Origin of the sequence: Paraglaciecola polaris LMG 21857, from assembly GCF_000315055.1 — a bacterium.
GTDB lineage: Bacteria > Pseudomonadota > Gammaproteobacteria > Enterobacterales > Alteromonadaceae > Paraglaciecola > Paraglaciecola polaris.
Window position 1 is genome coordinate 38,737 of sequence record NZ_BAER01000014.1, and the last position, 24,871, is coordinate 63,607.

Annotated in this window: 24 protein-coding genes; 7 read left to right on the top strand and 17 right to left on the bottom strand. The window is 43.1% G+C overall.

Annotated elements, in window-relative coordinates; translation table 11 throughout:
- Window positions 1-27: 27 nt before the first annotated feature.
- Both atpD and GPLA_RS01260 read left to right on the top strand, forming a co-directional pair.
- Entirely contained in the window at window positions 28-1,413 is a 1,386-nt protein-coding gene (atpD, locus tag GPLA_RS01255) for a F0F1 ATP synthase subunit beta (protein WP_007102979.1), read from the top strand.
- Between the two features lie 43 nt (window positions 1,414-1,456).
- Window positions 1,457-1,870, top strand: coding sequence for a F0F1 ATP synthase subunit epsilon (locus tag GPLA_RS01260; RefSeq protein ID WP_007102980.1), 414 nt, complete (start codon window positions 1,457-1,459; stop codon window positions 1,868-1,870).
- A 160-nt stretch (window positions 1,871-2,030) separates the two neighbouring features.
- Here GPLA_RS01260 and GPLA_RS01265 read toward each other — a convergent pair whose 3' ends face one another.
- Both GPLA_RS01265 and GPLA_RS01270 read right to left on the bottom strand, forming a co-directional pair.
- Window positions 2,031-4,868, bottom strand: a complete 2,838-nt coding sequence (locus GPLA_RS01265; RefSeq protein WP_007102981.1) for an ATP-binding protein — start codon at window positions 4,866-4,868, stop codon at window positions 2,031-2,033.
- 437 nt (window positions 4,869-5,305) lie between these two features.
- Window positions 5,306-5,890: a tRNA-uridine aminocarboxypropyltransferase gene (locus GPLA_RS01270; RefSeq protein ID WP_040513732.1), complete on the bottom strand. Its 585-nt coding sequence runs from the start codon at window positions 5,888-5,890 to the stop codon at window positions 5,306-5,308.
- Between the two features lie 126 nt (window positions 5,891-6,016).
- Here GPLA_RS01270 and GPLA_RS01275 point away from each other — a divergent pair, with 126 nt between their 5' ends.
- Window positions 6,017-6,358: an MGMT family protein gene (locus GPLA_RS01275; RefSeq protein WP_007102983.1), complete on the top strand. Its 342-nt coding sequence runs from the start codon at window positions 6,017-6,019 to the stop codon at window positions 6,356-6,358.
- A gap of 51 nt (window positions 6,359-6,409) precedes the next feature.
- Here the strand turns inward: GPLA_RS01275 and GPLA_RS01280 are convergent, their stop codons facing one another.
- From GPLA_RS01280 to GPLA_RS01300, 5 genes are all read right to left on the bottom strand, one after another.
- The gene (locus GPLA_RS01280) at window positions 6,410-7,141 is read right to left on the bottom strand and encodes a DUF6445 family protein (RefSeq protein ID WP_007102984.1); all 732 of its coding nucleotides are present in this window, start codon (window positions 7,139-7,141) and stop codon (window positions 6,410-6,412) included.
- A 12-nt stretch (window positions 7,142-7,153) separates the two neighbouring features.
- Window positions 7,154-8,650, bottom strand: coding sequence for a tryptophan halogenase family protein (locus tag GPLA_RS01285; RefSeq protein WP_007102985.1), 1,497 nt, complete (start codon window positions 8,648-8,650; stop codon window positions 7,154-7,156).
- Window positions 8,651-8,679: 29 nt separating this feature from the next.
- Entirely contained in the window at window positions 8,680-9,711 is a 1,032-nt protein-coding gene (locus GPLA_RS01290) for a cupin-like domain-containing protein (RefSeq protein WP_007102986.1), read from the bottom strand.
- 15 nt (window positions 9,712-9,726) lie between these two features.
- Window positions 9,727-10,461 (bottom strand): SapC family protein, encoded by a 735-nt coding sequence (locus GPLA_RS01295; protein ID WP_007102987.1) that lies wholly within the window; start codon window positions 10,459-10,461, stop codon window positions 9,727-9,729.
- Window positions 10,462-10,596: 135 nt separating this feature from the next.
- Entirely contained in the window at window positions 10,597-13,638 is a 3,042-nt protein-coding gene (locus tag GPLA_RS01300; RefSeq protein WP_007102988.1) for a TonB-dependent receptor, read from the bottom strand.
- 391 nt (window positions 13,639-14,029) lie between these two features.
- On the opposite strand from GPLA_RS01300, the gene GPLA_RS01305 reads away from it, so the two are divergent.
- The gene (locus GPLA_RS01305; protein WP_040513736.1) at window positions 14,030-15,193 is read left to right on the top strand and encodes an HD-GYP domain-containing protein; all 1,164 of its coding nucleotides are present in this window, start codon (window positions 14,030-14,032) and stop codon (window positions 15,191-15,193) included.
- On the opposite strand, the gene GPLA_RS01310 is transcribed toward GPLA_RS01305, so the two are convergent.
- From GPLA_RS01310 to GPLA_RS01325, 4 genes are all read right to left on the bottom strand, one after another.
- Window positions 15,190-15,372 (bottom strand): hypothetical protein, encoded by a 183-nt coding sequence (locus GPLA_RS01310; protein ID WP_007102990.1) that lies wholly within the window; start codon window positions 15,370-15,372, stop codon window positions 15,190-15,192. The genes GPLA_RS01305 and GPLA_RS01310 overlap by 4 nt on opposite strands.
- A 751-nt stretch (window positions 15,373-16,123) precedes the next feature.
- Window positions 16,124-16,615, bottom strand: coding sequence for an SDR family NAD(P)-dependent oxidoreductase (locus tag GPLA_RS01315; protein ID WP_007102992.1), 492 nt, complete (start codon window positions 16,613-16,615; stop codon window positions 16,124-16,126).
- Window positions 16,606-16,977: a hypothetical protein gene (locus GPLA_RS22860; RefSeq protein ID WP_007102993.1), complete on the bottom strand. Its 372-nt coding sequence runs from the start codon at window positions 16,975-16,977 to the stop codon at window positions 16,606-16,608. Before GPLA_RS22860 ends, GPLA_RS01315 begins: the two co-directional genes overlap by 10 nt.
- A gap of 483 nt (window positions 16,978-17,460) precedes the next feature.
- Complete coding sequence (locus GPLA_RS01325) at window positions 17,461-18,324, bottom strand: YicC/YloC family endoribonuclease (RefSeq protein WP_007102994.1); 864 nt, start codon at window positions 18,322-18,324, stop codon at window positions 17,461-17,463.
- A gap of 178 nt (window positions 18,325-18,502) precedes the next feature.
- Here GPLA_RS01325 and rph point away from each other — a divergent pair, with 178 nt between their 5' ends.
- Genes rph through tusA form a run of 3 tightly spaced genes read left to right on the top strand, consistent with a single transcriptional unit; the run spans window position 18,503 to window position 20,170 of the window.
- Window positions 18,503-19,216 carry a ribonuclease PH gene (rph, locus tag GPLA_RS01330; RefSeq protein WP_007102995.1) on the top strand — a complete coding sequence of 238 codons (714 nt, stop codon included), beginning with the start codon at window positions 18,503-18,505 and terminating at the stop codon, window positions 19,214-19,216.
- Between the two features lie 44 nt (window positions 19,217-19,260).
- Window positions 19,261-19,914, top strand: coding sequence for an orotate phosphoribosyltransferase (gene pyrE / locus GPLA_RS01335; protein WP_007102996.1), 654 nt, complete (start codon window positions 19,261-19,263; stop codon window positions 19,912-19,914).
- Complete coding sequence (tusA, locus tag GPLA_RS01340; protein ID WP_007102997.1) at window positions 19,904-20,170, top strand: sulfurtransferase TusA; 267 nt, start codon at window positions 19,904-19,906, stop codon at window positions 20,168-20,170. The genes pyrE and tusA overlap by 11 nt, the downstream gene beginning before the upstream one ends.
- 20 nt (window positions 20,171-20,190) lie before the next feature.
- Here tusA and GPLA_RS01345 read toward each other — a convergent pair whose 3' ends face one another.
- The 6 genes from GPLA_RS01345 to GPLA_RS01370 all read right to left on the bottom strand — a co-directional run bounded on the left by GPLA_RS01345 (window position 20,191) and on the right by GPLA_RS01370 (window position 24,726).
- Entirely contained in the window at window positions 20,191-20,370 is a 180-nt protein-coding gene (locus tag GPLA_RS01345) for a hypothetical protein (RefSeq protein ID WP_007102998.1), read from the bottom strand.
- A 30-nt stretch (window positions 20,371-20,400) separates the two neighbouring features.
- Entirely contained in the window at window positions 20,401-20,853 is a 453-nt protein-coding gene (locus GPLA_RS01350; RefSeq protein ID WP_007102999.1) for a hypothetical protein, read from the bottom strand.
- 153 nt (window positions 20,854-21,006) lie between these two features.
- The gene (locus tag GPLA_RS01355) at window positions 21,007-21,774 is read right to left on the bottom strand and encodes a class I SAM-dependent methyltransferase (protein ID WP_007103000.1); all 768 of its coding nucleotides are present in this window, start codon (window positions 21,772-21,774) and stop codon (window positions 21,007-21,009) included.
- Between the two features lie 126 nt (window positions 21,775-21,900).
- Entirely contained in the window at window positions 21,901-23,196 is a 1,296-nt protein-coding gene (locus GPLA_RS01360) for a metal-dependent hydrolase family protein (protein WP_007103001.1), read from the bottom strand.
- Between the two features lie 156 nt (window positions 23,197-23,352).
- Window positions 23,353-23,877 (bottom strand): DUF1285 domain-containing protein, encoded by a 525-nt coding sequence (locus GPLA_RS01365; protein ID WP_007103002.1) that lies wholly within the window; start codon window positions 23,875-23,877, stop codon window positions 23,353-23,355.
- A gap of 9 nt (window positions 23,878-23,886) precedes the next feature.
- Window positions 23,887-24,726, bottom strand: a complete 840-nt coding sequence (locus GPLA_RS01370) for a DUF3014 domain-containing protein (protein WP_007103003.1) — start codon at window positions 24,724-24,726, stop codon at window positions 23,887-23,889.
- Window positions 24,727-24,871: the final 145 nt, after the last annotated feature.

Below are 24,871 nucleotides of genomic sequence, written 5' to 3' on the forward strand. Positions count from 1 at the left end.
AGGTTTTAGAATTTAAGAGGAATTAACATGAGTCAAGGTAAGGTCGTCCAAATCATTGGCGCCGTAGTGGATATTGAATTTCCACAAGATTCGGTTCCAAAAATATATGACGCATTGCGTATCGCCGAAGGTGATTTGCAAGGTTTGACCCTAGAAGTACAGCAACAACTAGGTGGGGGCGTAGTGCGTACAATCGCCATGGGTTCCACTGACGGCTTGCGCCGTGGCTTAGCTGTTGAAAATAGCGGTGAAGCCATCCAGGTTCCAGTGGGCAAGGCTACTCTTGGCCGTATCATGGATGTATTGGGTAACCCAATCGACGAAGCAGGTCCAATTGGTGAAGAAGAACGTATGTCTATTCACCGCGCGGCGCCTACTTACGAAGAACAGTCAAGTTCAGTTGAGCTACTTGAAACCGGCATCAAAGTTATCGACTTGGTATGCCCGTTCGCTAAGGGTGGTAAAGTTGGTTTATTCGGTGGTGCTGGTGTTGGTAAAACCGTAAACATGATGGAGCTTATCCGTAACATCGCTATCGAGCACAGTGGTTATTCTGTATTCGCTGGTGTGGGTGAGCGTACACGTGAAGGTAACGATTTCTATCATGAAATGAACGAATCTAACGTACTCGATAAAGTATCGTTGGTTTACGGTCAAATGAACGAGCCTCCTGGAAACCGTCTACGTGTTGCTTTGACTGGTTTGACTATGGCTGAAAAATTCCGTGACGAAGGTCGTGACGTACTTTTCTTCGTAGATAACATCTACCGTTATACTCTTGCTGGTACTGAAGTATCTGCATTGTTAGGTCGTATGCCATCTGCGGTAGGTTATCAGCCTACATTGGCTGAAGAGATGGGTGTGCTTCAAGAGCGTATCGCATCTACTAAGACTGGCTCAATCACTTCAATCCAAGCGGTATATGTACCTGCGGATGATTTGACCGATCCATCACCTGCTACTACGTTTGCTCACTTAGACGCGACCGTTGTATTGTCTCGTGATATCGCTTCGCTTGGTATCTACCCAGCTGTTGACCCACTTGATTCAACTTCACGTCAGCTCGACCCGTTAGTTATCGGTCAAGAGCATTACGACACTGCCCGTGGTGTTCAATCAGTACTTCAACGTTATAAAGAACTAAAAGACATCATCGCGATTTTGGGTATGGACGAGTTATCTGAAGAAGATAAATTGTCGGTTTCACGTGCTCGTAAAATTCAGCGTTTCTTGTCTCAGCCTTTCTTCGTAGCTGAAGTATTCACTGGTTCGCCTGGTAAGTATGTTTCGTTGAAAGATACCATTAGTGGTTTCAAAGGCATTCTTGAAGGCGAATTTGATCACCTTCCTGAACAAGCTTTCTACATGGTTGGTTCAATCGAAGAAGCATCTGAGAAAGCCAAAAAAATGTAAGCGTATCTTCGGATACGTTTAACTTTTTTTGTTAGGAGGGTATATGGCAATGACGATTCAACTGGATGTGGTAAGCGCAGAAGACAGTATATTTTCTGGACTAGTGCAAAGTATCCAAGTTACCGGTAGTGAAGGTGAACTTGGTGTTCAGTACGGTCACGCTCCTTTGCTTACGACCATAAAAGCTGGAATGGTTAATGTGGTTAAGCAGTTCGGCGAGGAAGAATTGATTTATGTTGCTGGTGGCGTACTTGAAGTACAACCAGGTCATATATCAGTACTTGCTGATACGGCAGTTCGTGCAAGCGACTTAGATGAGCAAGCTGTTTTGGAGGCGAAAAAACGCCTCGAAGATAACATTGCGAACCCAAGTGCTGATTTCGAATATGCTGAAGCAGCTGCAGAGTTAGCAGAAACCATCGCGCAGTTACGATTGATTCAGAAGCTACGCAAGTAATTGAAATAGTATATTGTTTCATGTGGAACCCGGCTTTAAGCCGGGTTTTTTATGTTTTAAATTTGACGCTTAGATAGGTGAGAAACGAGCTGAATATAGCAATCATCGCCATATAAGGCATATTGTTGCAAATACGCCTTCAAAAGCATTTTAAACAAACCTAATTAAAAATATATTCTGTCCCCTGAATATTATTTTTTAGTGCCTGTGAGAGGCTTTCAAGTGCGTTGCGCATAGGATGTATCACTTCATTGTAGCTTTCGGAGCAGTAAGCATCCTGATTTAGTAAATTAACGAGTTGCTCCAAGTACTTTGAGCAATGGGTAAAGGCATTTTCATGAAATTTTTGTGTTAAAGGAGTAAGTAAGGCCGCAGCACCAGCAGTATCACCTACTTTGGCTAACTGGTGTGCATCGTCGATCAGGCTTTCAGTTGACGTTAATACCTCCGGTAGCTGATCTAAATATGGGGTTAACGCGTGATTAAAATGAATAATTGCTTTAGCCACGTCGACCCCTGGCAGGTCTATACAGGTATGGGCATACCTGAGGGCCCCAGCGATATTTTTTTCCAACGCTATTTCATCATCATTCATCGCTTCTTTTTCTATTTGCTTAAATATATCGCCTATATTGGCTAATCCGAAAGAACCTGCAGCCCCTTTAATTCGGTGAATTGATTCGACAATTGATACTAGATCCTTGTTCATCCAAGCTTGCTCTATGTTGTTTAGCTCATTACGTAAGTCACTGATATATCTACGAATAAGCGGCAACATTTTATCGTCGGCAATATGGGTTACAACCGAAACTGTGAGCTTCAAATAGCGACCAATTTTGGCCACAAATAGGTCTCGTTCTATAGGCTTAGCCAGATGATCGCTAAAGCCTATGCGCAGATAATAATCGACTTCGTGCTTCATGGTGTTAGCCGTTAATGCGATAGCGGGTGTGTTGTTTCCCGAATTTCGAATCTGTTTAAGCGTTTCGACTCCGTCTAATGTTGGCATATGGATATCAAGTAACAGTAAATCAAACTGCCTTGCGTGTATCGCTTCGAGTGCCTGTTGACCATCAGCGACTTCTGTCACAGTGATATTCATGCGCTTTAATAATAAGGCAACGAGCTCTCGATTATGCGGATGATCGTCAGCTAATAATACGTTACAGCGCTCATATATAGGCAGTATCGATGGTGGCATCGTAGGGCGATGATTTATTTGGGCGATATCCTGTACGCTAGTTAACCAACGAGTGTTGTCTAGCGCATTAAGCCTAATAGTGATGGTAAATGTGCTGCCTTTGCGTGGCTGACTCTGGGCATTTATATCACCACCTAAGCCCTGAGCTAAGCGTTTAGCAATACTCAATCCTAATCCAGTACCACTAACTTGGCGGTTAATCACGCTATCCGCCTGGGTAAAGGGGTTAAATAATTTTTGCAAATCGCTTTGACTAATTCCCTCGCCCGAGTCGATGATATTAATAACTAACATTGCATCCTCAACGCTTACCTGCAAACAGATGTGGCCGCTATGAGTGAACTTGAGGGCATTATTGGTTAGGTTGAATAATATCTGCTTGAGGCGCGTAGCATCGGTAATTATTTGCTCAGGTAAAGGAAATTTATAATCTACATGAAAGGCTAAGCCTTTATCGCGAGCTCGTTTACCAACGACAGATTCAATTTGACCCAACAGTGAAAACAAATGGCAAGCTTCAGCGTGGAAATCGAGTTTGTTCGCGTCAATTTTACTAAGATCTAGAATATCGTTAATAATCCGTAGCAAATGCGCGCCGTTTTGATAGATGATGTTAGTCACGCGTTCCTGCTCAGCTTTATCTATATCACCAAGTAATATTCCGTCCGCATATCCAATTATAGCGGTAAGCGGTGTGCGAATTTCATGACTCATATTGGCTAAAAAATGATCCTTAGCGGAGTTAGCTTCTACCAGTTCCTGGTTAGATTGGGCAAGTTTTTGATTGGCTTCTCGCAAGGCTAAGGTTCGAAATTCAACGGTCTGCTCGAGCTGTGATTTTAACTGGGTATTACGCAGGTTGACTAAGCGCATCTTCTCAGCCAGTGCGAAAGCTAAAACTAGGCTATCAGCCGCAATTCCGATAAAGCCAAGTAAATAGATATCTACACCGATACTCGGCAGTATTCTTAGATTAAGGAGGTTGCCGATAATGTTTGGCACTATCACGCATAGCAGCGCAAACACAAAATAGCGGGCGGGCCTATAGCCTTTTTTCCAGGCTACAACCCCAACGCTAAGGTCAGTCAACAGCACGGCTGAGCTCATTATTGACACCAGTAATAAGCCAATGGCTTGACTATAAAATGCTAACGGCAGTAACAGTAAGCACAGGCAGCCAAGGACAAGCAAAAGATACATAGTGCGCTTGGATGTAACATGAAGGCGAAAAAATTCTATTTGAAAAAACGCTGAAAAAGCAGAACCAAGTAAAAACCCCGGCATTAACCAGTCTTTAGCGCTGAATAAATGCAAATATTCAAACACGCCGAAAATGGCCGCCCATGCGCTGACATAAAATAGGGTCGAGAGAGCGTAAAACAAATATTGCTTATCGCGCATGACGATAAAGACAAAGATATTATATATACCCAGGGCTAAACAAATGCCAAAACATATAAACAAGATCACATTGTGATTAGCCACAAGGTATTCCATTTCATCTTGGGTTTGTAATGTTATTTTTATCGGAGCGAAGAAAAAATCACTACTAAATAATATTAATACGGTGGCGGTTTCCCCTGGGGCAATCGTGACTTTGCTACCGTAATGTAATGGATAACTGTTGTCGTGATCTAATCCTGAAATAGAAGAGGAAGCGGCATGGTGTGCCTTGTAAACCGATATACGAATGGTTTCGACCACAGAGCCGTTAGGGTAGATAAACCACTTGCTGTTTTGAGTGTCGTTATTGACAGTGAAAGCCGTTACATACCTGTCTTTAAACAAATCATTCATATCCCGCTTGTTAAACGATTTTAGCCAGTCTTCAAGGGGCCCCTGATAGTTGGGCAGCTGTGCCTTGCCTATGCGTTGATAGGTTAACTGCTGACTAATATCTGTGTGAATAATATCGGATGCGGAAAAGTACGGAATTAAGGGGCCTTGGGCCTTAATATCGAAACTACATATGTATAATAAAAAAATGAAAAAAAAAGACTGACTTCAAAATAACACCAACATACTTAAATGACGCTCTAGGGCTAGTCCTAGAGTTGCAAAACTACACAAACAACATCAGTTCTTTGATGAACTTAAAATGTCGCCAATCTACGACTAATTCAAATTATGCATGACAAAGGGTAAATACGGTTAGTGTTTTTACCTTTTTGGCAGGTTTGCCCTAAAAGTTGTCTGCTTTTTATGATGGTGCCTTCGATTTTATGGCTTTTTATCTAGGGATTAGATAAGTGTTGGGCGAATACCCGCTGTTGCATGCGAGTAAATGTTGTAAGTAAAGGGGCTTTGTCGAGCCCTTGAGTGAGATATAAGGTATGGGCTAAAGCCTCTAGCGTAGATAAGCCTGACGATACTGACGTTTTACGTATTTTATATTCAGATTGCGGCGGTATGGCAAAATGCCAGCTGGGTAAATGTTGTAACCACGGGTTCAATTGCCATATCTTATAAGCTTTCCGCCAAGTGGCATCGAGCAGAATAATGCTAGTAATATTGCTGTTCTGCTTTTCATTTATTGATTCCAGTGGGACGCTATTTTGGTTCGGGTACATCACACAAACCTGATTGCGCTGTGTTTTTAAATTAATGATTAATTGCGCAAAATCGCCTGGTGTTTCACCAATCCATATTTCACTATTGGGAACGCATAAGCGGATTAACTTAACGCTGCTTTTAGCGTGTTTTACTTCACTAGGGTGCTGTAAAATAATCACTTTTTGCGTACTGGTGACAGTACATAGCGCGTCACAAATACACACGGATTGTGGATAATGACAATTTAAGCACATGGTCCTTTTCATAAACATAACCAGATTTGCAATTGCCGATGGGAGAGTTTAAATGCAGCGAAGCTGTTATTACCCATAGAGATTCGGATCAAGAGAGGCATAATATATGCTAAAAAACCTTTTCATAGTGTCAATATAATGGTGAATCAACATTATAACCAAATTTGGCAAACCGTTTGTGCTATCCCGAAAGGGAAAGTGGCTAGTTATGGTCAAATCGCGGATCTTGCAGGCTTGCCTGGTCGCGCCAGATTAGTGGGAAAGTCATTGGGTTATATTCCAAAAGACATGTTTGTCCCTTGGTATCGTGTCATACGTTCATCTGGACAATTGGCGTTTTCTGCTGGGTCTGATCAGGCGTTACACCAAACCGGGATGTTACAAGAAGAAAACGTAGTGGTATTTAGAAATCGAGTAAAACTCAGGGTTTTTCAGTGGCAACCCACATTAGACGAAATGCTCTGGAAGTTAAATGGTTAGTTATAAAACATAGACTTGATAGAGTGTAATTACTCACTTCAAAAGCTGAAACTAACTAAATTTTATAAACATGTTTGCGGTGAGACGTCCTGTGCTTGGATCGGTATTAATGTCACCCGTTTTATTTATTAGTGCCGAGTGAAGTAAGTTTCCTGGGTAAATTAACAGTCGATTTTGCTGATATGGAACCTGATAGATACAGGTGTATGCAGGGTGTGATGTCGCACAGTATTGACTTTGACTATGTGGACTTTTATTTAACAAACGTTGCACATCCATTAGATATTCTTGCTCGCCGCCGAGATTTACGCGCTCTATGGCACTACGGTTGTGGCGAAAGAACCCTGTGCCCCCATGTGAAAGGGGGTTTAAATAATGTACAACCGCCAATAGATTTGGGTCGCAGGTATCGAAATGTGGCAAAGTTTGTACGGGCAGTAAATTTTCTGACTCTACTGTTACCAGAGAAAATGTATTATCGATGGGGTTTGGCCTGAGTTGAGTAGGAATAGCAAACACGCTATACAAGCGTTTCATTAACGGTTTCAGACAAGCGACTACATACTCTTTCGGTAATTTACTGCGTACTCCTGGATAGTAACTTGTGTTATCTGGGCTAAATTTTCCATGAAATCGAGCGTAGTGGATTAACTCAGCGGTACTTTGTAAGTAATCATCAATGACCAAAATTGGTGTTTGGCTGATACCCACACGCACTAATTGAATGTTGAGAGCTGGATTAATGGCAATATTGGGACCCAGTGTAGAGGTAGTATGCAGCATAGACATAGTCACTTAAGTGTGGGCCGATGGGCTTTTACAGTAGTGGCGGATAAAATCTAAGTGATCAGGCAAACTGCTGACCCGTCTAGACGTTTGAGATTTAATTGTCGCCAAAAATTCAATAAGTTCCTGCTCTGACATTAAATCAACTATAGGATGATAACTGTTGGGCATGATGCCTTGACCTAGCATTACTTGTAACCAAGAAGCTTCTCCAAATAATTCGCCACTACCTTGATATACATGGGCACTTTGAGCAAATTGTTCCATGCGAGCTCGCAGTGTTTCAGGAATAGGTATGTTTTGGCAGTAGCGCCAAAATGCACTGTCTTTGCGAGCGGTGGCATGGTAATGCAAAATAATAAAGTCACGAATATTATCGATTTCACCACGCATAGAAGTATTAAATCTATCTATGATTGCTGGATCCATGCGTTTGGTTGGTAGGGATTGCATCAAACGGATAATACTTTGCTGTATGAGGTGAATACTGGTGGACTCAAGTGGCTCAATAAAACCACCAGCCAAACCAATAGCAACGCAGTTTTTATTCCATAGTTTACGCCTTACACCCGTTTTAAACTTGATGACTCTAGGTGTATTTAACGTTTTGCCCTGAATATTTGCCAACAGTTGTGTTTTGGCATCTTCATCGCTTATATATTTGCTGCAGAAAACCAGACCGTTACCCATACGGTTTTGTAACGGAATTTGCCATTGCCAGCCTGCATCATGAGCAATCGAACGGGTGTAAGGAACACTGTTACCCAGTAATTCGGTTTGCACCGCGACCGCACTGTCACAAGGCAACCAATGACTCCAATCCTCGTAGCCGGTATGCAAAGTTTGCTCTATCAATACACCGCGAAAACCAGTGCAATCAATAAATAAGTCACCCACAATGTGTTGCCCATTATCTAAGATAAGTGATTGAATAAAGCCGTTGTCTTCATCAAGGTTAACCGTATTAATTTTACCCTCAATGCGTTTTACGCCGCATTGTTGGGCAATATTGCGTAAAAACTTTGCGTATAACCCAGCATCTAAGTGAAATGCATGATTGCGTTCTTGTTTGGGGGCTGTGGCAAATTTACCTAACCGACAAGCGAGATGTTCAGGACAATAATCTCCTATTTCTGAAGCGATATTTACATTTTTTCCACGTAACCAAAAATGTTGGAATCCCGCAGCCCAACATCCATGATTAAAATGCCCGAAAGAGTGAATATAAGATTGCTGCTTTTTGTACCAGTCATCGAATTTTATACCCAGTTTAAATGTGGCATTAGTGGCAGCCATAAAATCAGCTTCGTTGATTTTTAATAGGTCGTGAAACAAGTGCAATGTGGGTATCGTTGCTTCACCGACACCGACAGTGGGAATAGCATCAGACTCCACAAGTGTCACTTTGATGTTCTTGCCAAATAACTTTCCAAATGCCGCTGCTGTCATCCAGCCTGCGGTACCGCCACCAGCGATAACAACATTTTTGATTGCATCTTGTTGCATAAAATATTACTCGTTTTTCGTTAAATTCATTATCGCCTGAGTTTATTTTGTAGATCAGCACGTAGTTTTTTTAGGCTGACATCGTCCATTGGGCTAGCGAGTATACTTTTAGCTGCATCCGGGATATGCGAGAAGTACTCTGGTCGATGTTCAAATACATAATGATCAAATAGGTTTTTCCAAGCATCCCGTTGATGTCTAGGTAAGTCTCGTACGCTCATCATGGCTAATAGCAAGGCATTCATTGGCCGGCCCATTTTTGTTGGGGTATCACGCCACCAGTGAGTGATAAGCACGTTGAGTCCACTTAATCCTTGTACATGGTGCCACCACATACTGGGCAGAATAAGCGCATCTCCGGCCTCTAGCTCTGCAACTTGAGCGGCGGCTAAGGCACGGGCAAACTTAGGGTGTTGCGCGAAATCTGGGTTAGGAACATCAACAGTGCTAATCTCCTGCCCGCCTGGGGCCTTATCTAAAGGGCCCACATATAGATTTTCAAGTTGTTCAGGGGGAAACAGAGTGAAACGACGTTTACCGACCACGCAGCAGGCAAAATTTTGGGCAAAATCATAATGGGCCGCTATACGACTAGCATTACCTAACCAAATGTTCACCAATGGCATATTGATGTCAGGTAATGCCTCTAACTGTTCAAGTAGTCCAGGTAAACTTTGCGCAAGGCTGGTGGCACTAACGTAAACACATTTGCCATTTTTGCTTTGTGCATTATGTAAAATATCATCCAATATTTTAGGGAGTTTTTGTTGGCTAGATTCGAAGTTGAATCCCGTCATATTCTGGTTATAGAACACACGCCCTTGCTCAGTATTGGGTAAGTGATGGGTATGAAATGTAGCCCCTTGGTCAAACTTTGCTAGGTGCTGTGCAGCGTCCACATCAGATAGCCTAGCGGCTTTTACTAGTGGCCAGTGGGCACAATACCCTTTAAGCACGATTGGCTCTTGGCTATTAAGCAAAGCCGCCGGAATGTTTTTGGGTGTAATCCCTTCAAGGTATTTTACCGCTTGGATAGCAGACTTGACAGGTGGTAACGACATTTCAATGATCTCCGATTATTGCCCTCGCGCGACCCGCTTGTTTTTTAACGCGACCAGATCATTAAAATGCACTTGTGAGGCTAAAATCAGGTACGCGGCTTGAAGGTAACCTGCATTATGCAGCTGCACGATGTTATCCGGACTCAGGTTATTCAGCACATCCTCATTTATGGTGTAAAAGCCAATCAACTGATGATTCGCACCATTATCTAAGGTCACATCAAGGGTCATTGATTCCAGTAGATTAAGCGAGATCAATGTGTTTACAAACGCTTCGTTATCTTGCAGGCCATGGTGCAGTGTTTCAAGCATTGCGGCGATATCTTCTAGATATTGACTGTTGCCACCGTATTCTAAAAACAACTCCACACCTTGAGTTTTACTGACTCTGGGAGAGTCAGTATCTAAAGTAATCACGCGTTGCTGCTCGGTCACGCCGTCAGTAGTGATATCTTGTCTGCCAATAAAGAAAGGCATGCGCTGCACGGAGAGTGGAATATAGGTAGCATCCCATTCATTAGACTGCAGAAATAAATTTTCCTGTTGTTGAAAGCCAAAAAGGGCCACGGGTGTAAATTGAGCCGTGTTTTGGTCTTTGTGAAATACAATAGGATAATGTGCTTGCACACTGCGCATTTCATCAACAAAGGTAGGAGAGAACCACAGGTTGTCGCCAAATTCATCGCCACGCTGAGTGATTACGCGTAGATCGCTGTGCTCTATGTTGTTTAGTAACACATGGTTTGCCATAAAAGCCCCACTTTTTATTGTTGTTGGTGGTTAATACCACAGCCTAAAATGTGTCGTGGTATTACCCAAAAGCCACGATAGCTATGTAAACATAAGTATCGTGGCGTATTTTTCACTTTTGATTAGCGCTAAAAATTAAAAGGTATATCTAGCACCAATGTTATAGCGAGCGCCTGATTGTGTAAGTTTATAAATTAAACGATTATCTCGGCCGTATTCATTGATATATTCATCAGTAATATTAATACCTTCTATAAATACCGTCAGTCCTTCAAGCTGTTTAATCTCATAACTAAGGTTAAAGTCAATTTGATAATAAGCATCGGTAAAAATGGGGGCAGTTAGATCGCCATTTACTCGGCGTTCATTTAAAAACTCATCACGCCAGTTATAGGCTATTCTCGCTTGAAGACCGTCTTTATCGTAGAAGGCAACTAGGTTGGCGGTATCACTTAAGCCAACAAGTGCTTCAGTGTCAGCTAAGGACGATTTATCGTACTCTAAACCTGAGTCCACCATAGTGTAGTTAACAATTGCGCCAAAACCGGATTCACCAAACAAGTGCTGAACATTAAATTCAACACCATCGATGGTGTGTTCGGTATCACCGTTTACCGGTACGTTGATTCTAAAATTAACGAGATTGTCAGTGGCTGAATCTCCCAATATTGTCCCGCCGTCTAACTCGCCATTTTCGTCAAATTTTGGTGTAACGTTTGGATCATCAGCATAGTTCTCAAAGATGTATGTGCGCAACTGTTGGTTAGTCGCACCGGCGCCTAACGCAGCCACTGCTGCATCAAATTTTTCACCGTCCAATGGGTTAGCAAGATTGAAGATTGTTGAGTTGTTGGTACCAGTGGTTATCCAGTTGGTGACATCTTTTCTGAAATAGCCTAGGGATACATAACTACCTTCTTCATAATACCATTCAGCAGACAAATCGTAATTTACCGACTCTAAAGGACGGAGTCCTGGGTTCCCTGAATTCCCCGAGTAACCACTTAAACTGCCCGCAGTGCTGATAGTTGTGCCGCCTTGCAGGGCTCCATAACCAGCACGTGAAATAGTTTTACTTAATGCAGCGCGTAAGATCACGTCGTCAGTGACCGAAAGATTAAAATTAAAACTGGGTAAGAACTGCGAATAGTCTGCAGATTGCTTAAGTGTTTCAATTCCGGTTACACCAGTTACAGCCGTAGAGGTTGCTTCTGACCACTCCACTCTGCTGTACCCTGGCGCTGATGCGGTAGAAGTAATATCCGTTTTTTCATAACGCATGCCTAGATGAGCATTATACGGCATGTCACTCAACTCGCCATCATAGTGGAGTTGCACGAACGCGGCTGTCGTTTCTTCCTCAGTAAAGCGGTTGGTTTCAGCATCCCAGTTGGTTGAAGCACAAAAATGCCCTTCACCATTTGGACCCGCTGATGCACCCTCTGGCGCTAAGCAGTCCCCCCAAACGGTATCTACGTTAGCCACTGGGTCGGCAAATTCTGCCGCACGTACGATTTCATCGAAATCGGCATACCAAATACGATTAAATAAATCGTAATCACCTTGGGTTGCTGTCCCTTCGAAATTCCCCGCTTTTGCATCGAATTTATCGAGAATAGTATCTTCGGTCCAGTTAACGTCAGCAAAGTCGCCTTCTACACCTACACCGCCCCAGTCAGCACGCTGTACTTGTGTATGGCGGTAGCGATTGTTTACTGTATTAATAGATACACCAAAATCTATACTGGCGTCGTCATTTAATACATATTTACCTTTCACTTGGGTTTGGTCGACTTCTGATGTGTAGAAGTCATTGGCAAACCAACTACCTGATAAGCGCATGGTATTTGGATTGAAGTTTTCGATGTTGCCTGTGGCGATGCCTGGTAACTCGCCTGATAGATCCAAACCTGTACGGGTACGAGTGTAAGAAGGTAATTGAATATTGTTACGGGTACCATGGCGAGGGTCTGAAGCCTTCATTTCAGCTTCCGAACTGTGGTGATCTAATGTTAACTCAAGATCGTCATTAACCTGCCATTCTACATTGAGACCTATTGAGTCAATGCTCTCTTCACGGCCCCAAGCGCCAACTGTCAATGAAGTATCTTCTAAGTCTGCGTCGCTGTTAATTTCATATATTTCTGAATAGACCAGCGGTACCGCGTTTGGTTCGCCTGCCCAAATTGATTCACTACGATCACCAGCATAACCAAACCATACTGAAGCGTCGGTGTGTTGCTCTTCTATGTTGTTGCGGATCAAGGTGTAATCTAAAGTAGTAGTGATATTGTCCGTGGGCCTAAACTGTAAAACAAGTTGCCCGTTGGTTCTATCCCTTTGGCGTTCCTCAAATACATATCTAGGCTGCTGGGGGTTTGAATAGATACCCGATGTGGGACGATTTGTACCGCCTTCTGCCCCGGCAGGTACGCCACCCCAACCGGTATTGGTATATTCACTGGCTCGATAGCCTTGGGTATCAATAAATTCTTGCATACCGCTTTCACGTTCTTGATAACTACCAGATATGGAGATACCAAAAGTTTCGTCAGCGAAAGTTTGTGAATACAAACCACTGATTTCTGGCGTCATATCTCCTTTGTCAGTAGATTTATCGTCAACTAATTTGGCCCCGAAAGTCGCTTTTGTACCAGGAGAGTGAAATGGACGGTGAGTCGATAAGTTGATGGTTGCACCTATGCCACCTGAGGTGACGCTAGCATCCGCAGTTTTATACACTTCCACACCGGAAACACTTTCGGAAGCGATATTCGCGAAATCGAACGTTCTGCTACCGGTAGTGGTCGGTAATTGACGACCATTAAGGGTAATCAAGTTATTGGCAGCACCAAAGCCGCGAACAGTCACTTGTGAGCCCTCACCACTAGCACGGTCAATCGATACCCCCGTAATACGTTGTAATGATTCAGCAAGGTTAGAGTCAGGAAATTTCCCCATGTCTTCTGCGGATATAGCATCCACGATGCCACTTGAATCGCGCTTTATATCCATGGCGCGTAATAAACTACCGCGAATGCCGCTGACTTGAATAACTTCTACATCTTCTTGTGCTGCTTGTTCTTGTGCCATTGTCGGCATTACGACTGCACTACTGAGTAGCAATGAAATACTGCTGGTCAGCAATGACTTTTTAAAAGTTTTATGTGTGTTCATAACGTGTACCTTGTGATCCTGATTTATAATCATCAAAAGAGGCGTGAACCTTGGTGTTCCCGATAGCTTCAAACTAACAGCAAGATGTAAACGCAGGATTACGTTAAAGTCATGTTAACTATATGTCAATTGGCTATATTTAACTTACCGTTAACAAAAGTTGTTATTAATTTGTTTTTTTTCGTGAATTGTTCTTTTGCAACGGTATTAATGAATTTTAGTGAAAACACACGACTGAATTGATCGATTTAATCCGTAAATGGTAAACGGCAATAAACGTTATGAAAGAGCAGCTAATATTGTTTAATGGGCTGAGGAGTTTGCGCAAATATGCAAAATCGTTTATTTTTCTCGCATCCTTCGTATTTCATCTATTTGGAATCTATTTTTAGTGTTAAAAACTATCCTAGTAAATGAATTGGAAGTCGGCATGTATGTTGACTCTATTGCCCAGCAAAATGGCAACCTGCAAATTAAGAGTCGAGGAAGAGTCAAAACCTACGCTGCGATTACGGCAATGAAAAAGCAAGGGATAGTGTCCTTGATTATTGATTTGAGTAAGCAACTGCCAATAGAAGAGCCTACACCTCAAGTAGAAGAGTCCCCAGAGCAAGACATCTCCTTTGCGGATGAAATAGGCAAAGCAGCAAAGTTACATGAAAAAGGTAAAGTCCTGCAGCGCCGAATGATGCAAGCCGTGGATAAAGGCTTACCAATTGATATTGCTATTCCACAGGAATTTACCAAAAACTTGGTTTCCTCAATCGACCGTAATCCCAACGCTTTATTGTGCATGACAAAAATTCGTGAAAAAGACAGTTACTTGTTAGAGCACTCGTTAAATGTGGCCATTTTATTGGCTAATTTTGCTAATTACTTAGATATGCCTGAAGACGAGGTGCAAGAATTGTCTTTGTCTGGATTTCTACATGACATTGGCAAAATAAAAGTACCAGACGATATTTTACATAAACCAGGTCGTTTAACTGATCAGGAAATGGTCGTGATGCGAGATCACGTTTATTTTGGTGTGCGAGTACTTGAAGATATGGGTATTCCCGAGCGCATGATAGAAACCATTTCTCAGCATCACGAAAGGCTCGATGGTTACGGATACCCTGATGGTGCGCGAGGTGATGAAATTGGCAAATTTGGGCGTATGATAGCCATAGTGGATACCTACGATGCGATTACAGCAGATCGTTGTTACAAGGCAGGTATGCCATCGCAAAAAGCGCTAAAAATATTGCATGAAGACGCACCGATTAAGTACGACCAGCATTTGGTCGAGCAATTTATTAAATGTATCGGCGTATACCCGGTAGGCAGTTTGGTGAAATTATCCAGTGAAAAAATTGCTGTGGTGATTAAACAGAATGAAAACCATCCTCTGAAACCCAGAGTGAAAGTATTTTATTCTGTTCGTAGCGGACATTATTTGCCACCAGCAGAAATTGATCTACTGCACTCACAGTACCGTGTTGATAAGGCGGTTATGGCCAGTGAATTTAAGTTAGACTTCAATCGTTACTTCAACGAGTCTATTGCTATTTAGCTACTCCGCACGCCCTGTAGAATCACTTTTACCTGATCCGTTGTGACATCAGAAGGACACACTCCTTTGCTGACTAACGCGTTGCGAATTTGCTCTGCATCATCGGCAGCTAACGCATTACTATTACGTTGAATATAACGGGTGAGTTGCTGTTGTAATTTTCGTGTTAAACAAGACATCTGTACATCTAAACCAGTAATTTATCGTTCAATTTAAGTACGCAACCACAACGTAGGATTTTCCCACATGAAACGCGGTTACAATGTGCTAAAAAGCTAAAAGCATATAATAAGCCAAATGATAAAAAATATTAAAAATCAATCGATTAAAATATCTTTCTATATTCTATTACCACCAGTGTTAAAAAATTCGACATAGACTAAAGTGTAATTTCCCATACTGTTGACTGCGTCAAATCTGACTAAATACCAGCGCAATTCACAGTGCGCGCATACTAGAGCAATGTTGACGATAAAAGAACCATTTCGTTAGTGGAATTGCGGCTTATATATTCAGATAGGTTGTTAAAAAAACAAAAAATTACCCGAGCGTTCCCATTAGAAGATGCAGTTTGCACGACCAACGCTTGTATCTATAGCGCATGAATAGGGTTAATTTATTGAATTCAACTTTGCTGACTAGCTGCTAAGCGTGTTCCACATGAAACATAAGAATGCGTTTATTGAAGCGGTACATGCGCGTTGAATGATGGGATACGTTCATTTAACGGCGCCTAGTTAGGTTAGCCAACACATACAGAGGTTACTGTTATTGATGATGAAATTGTGGGCTGTTTTAACACTGATAAAACAGCCCAACATAATTGCTTAAAGCATACGGCTGATCACCTGCTGCTGTTGTTTTAAACCAGTAGGATCATTGTCGGTCTTCAAAGTGCAGAACTGCTCAGACCACGGTGAAGTACGTATTCTAATGGGTTGGGCTGTTAATAGAATCAGTGACAATCTTAGCCACCTCTTCCGATGTTTGATAAACCCCAGCTGTACGGCTGCCTGCAACAGCAATATACTTTTCTAAAATAGGTCGGTATTCATCATCCGTAATGCTACCAGCGCCTTGGAATTGTGCCAGTGCATTGTTAGCAAATTCTGACTGAATACCCCCTGGCTCAACATTGGTAAAATTAATGCCAAAGTTGGGCGTTATATACGTTGATACCGATTCTACGTAGCCTTCAACTGCAAATTTCGCAGCACAGTAAAATTCATTGAATGGTTGGCCAACTAACCCACCTACTGATGTGATGTTAACGACATGGCCGTTAATGCTCGCTACAGAGCGGCTTGTACCTAACAATAAGTCTTTTGAGCGGTCGATTAAGTGCAACTGCATACTCTCTTTGGCTGATTTACCCGTGGCAACTTTTAGTCCATTGTTTAAATAACGCTGTGTCATTCCCATGAGGGTGGATATTTCATTAACGGCGGGCGTTTTTTCTTGCTCGACACAAAGCGCATCAAAGCAGGCAATGAATTGGTTGAAAATAGACGATTGTGACTCACTTCTGAGCGCAAACTAGCGACGATAAAACGCTCTGCGTAGCTTAATAACGCTGACAATTGTGCCAGAATGATGTCGCGGCTGAATTCGTCGTGTCCGTTTTGGCATTCGTCCGATATATTGTTGATTATCTTGGCGATCAAAGCTTCTTCATTAGGCGATAAATGCAGAGCTTCGTTTACCGCATAGCTAAAAAAGGAATACTTTTTAATTCGTGAATATATATCATGGCCACGAATAAAATCTGGGTGAAATAGTATCATTTTTCCATTAGATTCAAGGCTAACGCTATTCGCACTGATCGTCTATTCTGGGGCCATGAATAACATAGTTCCGCTTTGACAGTCGTACTTTTTTTTGCCATAAAATATGTTACCTGAGATGACTTTTTTCAGAGAAATAACATAGAAATCACTGCTAAAAATACAATTATCTGCTCTAGTGTTCGCAGTATTGTGTGGGGAGGTATGTGTATCAGATATAGAAAAAAGCGGATGCTCAGGTGCTTTTCTTCCCGCGAATTGGTGATATTCGCTGATCGTACTGAAATGTACTTGCTTCATCTACTTGTGCTCTTCCTATAACTGTTATCGCCAGTGTATACAAACCCGTTAAGCTCCACAGTGCACAAATACGTCAAATGTGGATACAAATTGACGGAACTCGAAATTCATTGCCATTAGACAAAATTAAACGTAAAAAAAGCCTCTAAAGTAGAGGCTCAGTTGTAAAAATAACGGGTTTATTTACTCGATGTTAGCAATCTGCTCACGCATTTGTTCTATCAAAACTTTCAGCTCGACCGCTGATTGGGTGATGTCGCTATTGATAGACTTTGAGCCTAAGGTGTTAGATTCACGGTTAAACTCTTGCATCATAAAATCTAAACGGCGACCTACCGGACCACCTTTCTTTAAGATTTTACGCGTTTCGCCAATATGTGAAACTAAGCGGTCGAGTTCTTCTGCCACATCGACTTTTTGCGCGAGCATAATCATTTCTTGTTCAACGCGATTGGCATCAAGTTCAACTTTGGCTTCTTCAAAGCGTGCCAGAATTTTATCCCGTTGCCACTGAATAACCTCAGGCATATGCTTAGTTACTTTATCTACTTCAACTTCAATGCCGTCAAGACGCTGCTCAATCATGGCGCACAGGTTGCTGCCTTCGGTAGCGCGAGCAGTAATAAAGTCACCAAGAGTCGCGTCAAATTCGGTAAGTACTTCGGCCTGAATACCTTCCATATCCGCTTCTTCTGCGGCAATTACCCCTGGCCAACGTAGTACGTCTAACGGATTAACCCCAGCAGATTGCCCGTGAGATTGTACCCAGTCGGCAGCACTCATTACTTGGCGAGCAAGGTCTTCATTTAAACTGAGTTTACCCACAGCGGCATCGTTGGCCACAAAACGCAATGCACACTCTACTTTTCCGCGCTGAAGCTGCTTGCGAAAACGTTCTCGTAAAATAGGCTCAAGGCTTTTGAATTGCTCCGGCAGGCGAAAGTAGGTTTCAAGAAAGCGTTGGTTAACAGAGCGGATTTCCCATACGGCTGTACCCCACTGTGCTTTGAGTTCGCGGCGGGCAAATGCGGTCATGCTGTATATCATTAGGTTCGTTCCTTAATTAAATCTTAGTGCCATTATACCCCTGTGAATGCAATGCGCGATAGCTAACATAGGTTGGCCAAATTTCAATGGTCGATAAGTGTTATTTAAGGCGTATTTTATTAAGAACCCTGACGACCATTTCGGTATAATGCGCGCAAATAATTTAAAGGAGTCATCCATGCGCCCAAACGACAGAACCGCAAGCCAAATTCGTCCGGTCACTATTACCCGTAATTTCACCTGCCACGCAGAAGGGTCGGTATTGATCGAGTTTGGTAACACAAAGGTATTGTGTAACGCTTCAGTTACCGAAGGTGTGCCGCGTTTTATGAAAGGACAGGGAAAAGGGTGGGTTACGGCTGAGTACAGCATGTTACCGCGTGCTACCCACACTCGTTCCGATCGTGAAGCCGCTCGTGGCAAGCAAGGCGGACGTACGTTAGAAATTCAGCGTTTAATTGCTCGTTCTTTACGCGCCGCACTTGATTTAAAACTATTGGGTGAGAACACGATAGTCGTCGATTGTGACGTGATTCAAGCAGATGGCGGTACACGAACTGCTTCTATTACAGGTGCTTGTGTGGCATTAGTTGATGCTTTAACGTGGATGCGCAGCAAGGGGATCATCAAAGCTAACCCTATGAAGCACATGATTGCGGCTATTTCTGTGGGGATCTACAAAGGGAACGCGATTGCTGACTTGGAATATACCGAAGACTCTGAAGCTGAAACTGATATGAACGTTGTCATGACAGACACAGGTAAAATGATTGAAGTGCAAGGCACTGCTGAAGGCGAACCGTTTAGCATAGAAGAAATGCACGAGATGTTAGAGCTTGCTAAACACGGTATTCGTGAGTTGTTCGATGAACAAAAAACTGCGCTTAACTAAGCTTTTAATTATAAAGACTTGCTTCTAAATACATAGGTAGATAAATGCTCGATTATCAAAAAGAATTTATTGAATTTGCCCTAGGCCGTGGCGTGCTTAAGTTTGGTGAATTCACTTTGAAGTCAGGGCGTAAAAGCCCGTACTTTTTCAATGCTGGCTTGTTTAATACCGGTCGGGATTTAGCAATATTGGGCCAGTATTACGCCCAAGCTCTGCAAGCCTCGAATATTGAATTTGACCTTCTGTTTGGCCCTGCTTATAAGGGGATCCCTATCGCTACCACAACAGCGGTAGCGCTAGCTGATAAACATGACGTAGACAAACCCTATTGTTTTAATCGCAAAGAAGCCAAAACGCATGGCGAAGGCGGTAATCTAGTCGGTAGTCCATTGACCGGAAAAGTCATGTTAGTGGATGATGTGATAACAGCAGGAACCGCTATTCGCGAATCTATGCGGATAATTGAGGCCCATGACGCCACTCTTGCTGGTGTGTTGATTGCTCTTGATCGTCAAGAGAAAGGTCAAGGCGAGTTGTCAGCGATTCAAGAAGTTGAGCGTGATTTTGCAACTCAAGTTGTTTCGATTGTGAGTTTGGCGGATTTGATTGAATATTTGCACACTCAGGTGACAGCACAACCTGAGTTGGCCGAACATTTGGCTAACATCAAGCAGTACCGAGTTGATTATGGGATCTGATGTGAACCCAGTGGATTTTAAGCATGCTAATCACCAGCTTGATGCCACGGGTCTGCGCTGCCCAGAACCCGTTATGATGGTGCGATTAAGTATCCGCAACATGCAAATAGGGGAAACTTTGGCCATCACCGCAGATGATCACTCTACCACACGAGATATCCCGAGTTTTTGTCGTTTCATGGGGCACACCCTGCTTAACAGTGAAGTCGACAGCAAACCCTACTGTTACCTTATCCGCAAAAATAAGGTTAAATAAGGTAATCAAAGCCGCTTGCGTTATACCGCGGCGGCTTGTAGTAATAATTTCATTATAATTCGCTTGCTCTGGGTACCTTCACAATGCAGTTCTTCGGCACAGACATAGTGCGCTGCTAATAGGCGCTTGAGCACGTCAACACGTAATTGAATGGGTACAAACTGATTTTGTTCAAACGACTGAACAGCAGAATTTTGCATATTCTTCCCCCGCTAACGATATTTCGATGACTAATGGATGCTGCTTTCTTGCTGTACTTGGCTGTGCATAAACTGCTGATGAAAACCTGCCCCTAATGCCAGTGATTTAATGCAGTCTAGAATACACCGCTGCAGTTTAGGTTGTTGGTAACTCAGGCTGAGTTCGGGTTTTAAGCGGCGCTGAGCTTGATCATATATCGATAAGCTCATGGTTTTTTGTCCCAATTTTTGTAACGTGTCAGCCAATAAAACCGCGGAAGCGGTGAAGTCGACAATTTTGTGCGAGGTTTGACGGCTTGCTTGGACCAAAATAATTTCCGCGGTTTCATATGCACAGCCCAGATATGGTAAGGCCTGCTGCCAAGCACCTTGGTCACGATAAAACTGTCCCGTGTCTTGGGTTTCTCGCAGATGTGTGTGGGCCGCCAGGGGGTTACTAGACAACCATTGACGATGATTGGGACATAAGAAGTTGTTCGACATAATCGTTCTCTTGTGGATAGCGTAATAATAATCTAACGCAAATGAGAATGATTATCAATTGATATTGTTGGATTTGTTACCCTTCTCGGTAAGCATTAGAATACGACCGAGAAAGGCTTTTTAATAATATTTAACTTATTGATTTAATTTATTTTATTCTGGTTTTGTGAATTTAAGCGTCCAACGGTCCGTGTTGCCTGTGACACTTTTTGCTCCCACTTCGTAGCGTAATTCATCGTCTTCCCGGTAGTGTAAATCGCTATAATCCACGAATTTAAAACCAGCTTGCTGTATTTCATGGATCGCCAACACGGGATCGATACGGCGTCTATTCGCATTATTTTCAGGTTCATTGTGACGAGCCGTGTGATCTACGACTGCGTATATACCGCCTGGTTTTAATGCCGCAAACGCTACCTCATTCATTTTGCGTCTGCCTTGCTCGTTAAAGTTATGATAGTTGCGAAATGTTAGCACCATGTCTAGATCCGTTACGCCAAGTGAATCCACCGCTAACGAATATAGTCTGTCACCTTCTTCGCGCCACAAGCGTGCATCTTCAGCTAACACTTTCGTTTTTTCAAAACCAGCTTGGGTGAAAAGACCGCTAGCTAACCGACTCGTGCCAATCGCCGCATAGTACTGCCCTTTGTCTGCAACTACTGGGGCGAGTATTTTGCTATACCATCCCCCTCCAGGGATCAGTTCTACAATATGCATATCAGGCTGTAAGCCGAAAAATGTGAGGGTTTCCAAGGGAAGACGATTATCGTCGCGCGCTGTGTCGGCTGCATCGCGAATATCGCTAGCCATTGCGCTCTGTACTTTCGCTTTTAAGTCTTGTTGTTCTGCTAGGGTTGAACCCGCAAAGAGCATACTGGCTAGGGTAAAAGCGCTGAATGCATGTGTGGTTAAGTTCATATGGTGCTCCAAAATTCGTGATGTGTTTATTAAAGGCATTACATAAAATACTGGTGTACTCAACAGGTGACCGAGCAGGGCTTGTGACGCTTTCACTATTGCGCTATTCGGCCGTAGATCTAAATGTTAGGCCTCGGGCATTTTATAAATATCGCCATTTTTCATTACAAAACTCACCTGTTGCATGTATTTAATGTCGTCTAAGGGGTCACCTTTTACGGCGACTAAATCTGCGAGCTTGCCCGCTTCAATTGTGCCTAAAGTGTCAATTTGGCCGATAAGCAACGCACCGTGGTAAGTAGCTGCGCGTATTGCTTCTATTGGTTTCATTCCTGCTTTGACCATCAATACAAACTCGTAACCATTATCACCGTGTGCAGATACGCCTGAATCGGTGCCGAAGGCTATTTTCACGCCGGCTTTGTGGGCATCAGCCAATGTTTGTAGAATTAGTGGCCCAATGGTCGCTGCTTTAGGACGAACTAATTCAGGAAAGAAGCCATCGATTTTGGCTTTCTCTGCTACCCAATTACCTGCCATCACAGTGGGAACATAATAAGTGTCGTGTTTTTTCATCAGCTTGAAGGTTTCCTCATCCATATAGGTGCCATGTTCAATGGAAGTCACCCCTGCTTTTATGGCTCGTTCCATCCCTTCTTTCCCGTGAGCGTGCACCGCAATGGTCATACCGTAGTCTTTGGCAGTGTCGACGATGGCGTGTAACTCATCATCCATAAATTGTGGGTTCTGGCCGCTTTTAGCCACTGACAAAACACCGCCGGTCGCTGTAATTTTAATTAAATCGGCTCCATCTTTATAGCGCTGGCGAACGGCTTTTCGTGCTTCTGCAACGCCGTTTATCACCCCCTCTCTTGGGCCTGGATTGCCCTCAAAGCGGTTAGCTTGTCCGTTTGTGGGATCGGCGTGGCCACCTGTTGTGGCGATCGATTTAGCGGCGGTAAAAATACGAGGTCCCTCAACTACCCCTTTGTTAATGGCATTCCTAAGGGCGACGGATTCATTGTAACCGTCACCAAGATTACGAATGGTGGTAAAACCGGCCTGTAGTGTTCTTTGGGCATACTGCACACCTTTAATGGCGTAATCCGCCTCATTCAGGGTAAAGCGCTCCATATAACTAGACGGACCATTATGTTGGGATGTGACGTGAGTATGCATATCCATTAGGCCTGGCATCAGGGTGTGATCTTTAAGATCAATAACATCATCTTGTTCTCCCCCCTGAATATAACCTTGGTGAATTTTACGGATAGTGCTGCCATCTATCACCACAGTTACTTGGTTCATCACCTCATTAGAGTTGGCAGGGATCAGCTTGCCTGCTTGAAGATAAGTGGCTGCAACCGCGTTGGCGCATATAAAGGTGGCGGCAAGCGCCGCACTGGTAAACAAAACTCGCATGATATTGTTCTCATTATAGCTAGTGAATGTTCAGACTAGGGCAAATAACGCTTTAGGTCAAAATGCCACTTACAGATAAAAATCACCTGAATGAGAATTTAGTAAATAATATACAACATTATGATTTTGATGAATAAAAGTGAAGTTCTGGTGATGCTAGAGATGGCCCAAGCAAAATTGATAATCACCGCTGCTGATATACAAGGCGTTACCTTGTTGTTCTGCTTGCTCAATTAATTGGTAATATACGTTTTGATGCAAACGAGCCCATAAATTACGCCTGACATTGATATAGGGCAATGCTAATTGGTTCTGCGGATTGTCCTTTAGTTCCACTGGGTGGCTTGCACTGACCACTACTTGTTCATCTGTTTGAGTGGTAAATATCAGCAAATCGTCTTGCACTTCCCACTGGGTAATAACATAAGGCACATCTTCAACTTTTATCCCCAGTTTCTCCACTGGGGTGACTAAATAGTACTTTTCGTCTTCTTTTTTCAATACGCTGGCAAACAATTTCACTAAGGGTTTACGCCCTATGGGTGTGCCCATATAAAACCAACTACCATCGTGTTTGATCACTAAATCCATGTCACCGCAAAAATCAGGGTTCCATTTGTCAACGGGAGGCAGCTTACCTTGTTGGTCAGCAAGCTGCTTTTGAAGTGTCGCTAAATCCATGAGTTCAACTTATTCCTGCGCAGCTGATATCGCGCTTTTTAATTCACGCAGCTTAGCTTTGATTCGACGCATATTCTCAGGGCCGGTGCGCAACAATTGCTTTTGCGGGGCAGTCAGTTCTTCTAGGCGCTGATCTTTGAATTTAAACATGACGCTATCAGTATAGACTTCTACGGGAACGGGCACTTCGGGTGTATCCAAAAGTAAGTCCATCGCCTCTATTAAGGTGTCATCGAAGTTTTGGCCAGGGCTGCTAATCTCAGCAAATATTTTATTGATAGCTGGTTTGTACTCTTCATAAAGCTGCTCTAGAGATTGAGGATCTAACGATTCAAGTACGTCAACATAAGGGGTGTAGCGCTTATAACTCGCAGGATCTATCCATTCTTTATCGGCTTGTTGGAAAGTACGGAATGATTGCTCTGGTGCGGTTAGCACCTGGTGATTAGCGGGTAACGTGTCGTCGGCTAAGTTATTGGTCATAATGACAAAGCGTTGCAACAAGTCGTCATTAACCAATAAACGAGCAAGCGCGTCATAATCAGATAATTTGAGCAGCTCGGTTTTTACTGCAGCATCACTAGTATCTAACGGAATAGGCTCTGGAGCGGCTTCAGGCTCGGCCTCAACCTCAGGCATGACTTCGGGCTCCTGTTCCATCGGTTCTTCCTCAGGCTCAGGTAGAGGGGTGACGTCAGGTATAGTCGTCACGGGTACATCAACTGGAGGAACGGGCTCAATGGTTTTTTCAGCAGGCCAGAAAAGTACCGCACCGATAACAACGATCAACACGACAGCAATTGCTATGTAAGGCACTAATGACCTATTTCTTGTGTCTTCTTCACTCATAAAAACTCCTTAATGGGCGCTCACTTGGCCTAAAACTTTGGATCTCTGCGTACGATAGTTAGAATATCGAAGAATAGTTACGCGTCTACCTAGTTAACTTATAGTGTTGTGATAAAAGGTCAATCTATCAAGGGCAATTTAGCTT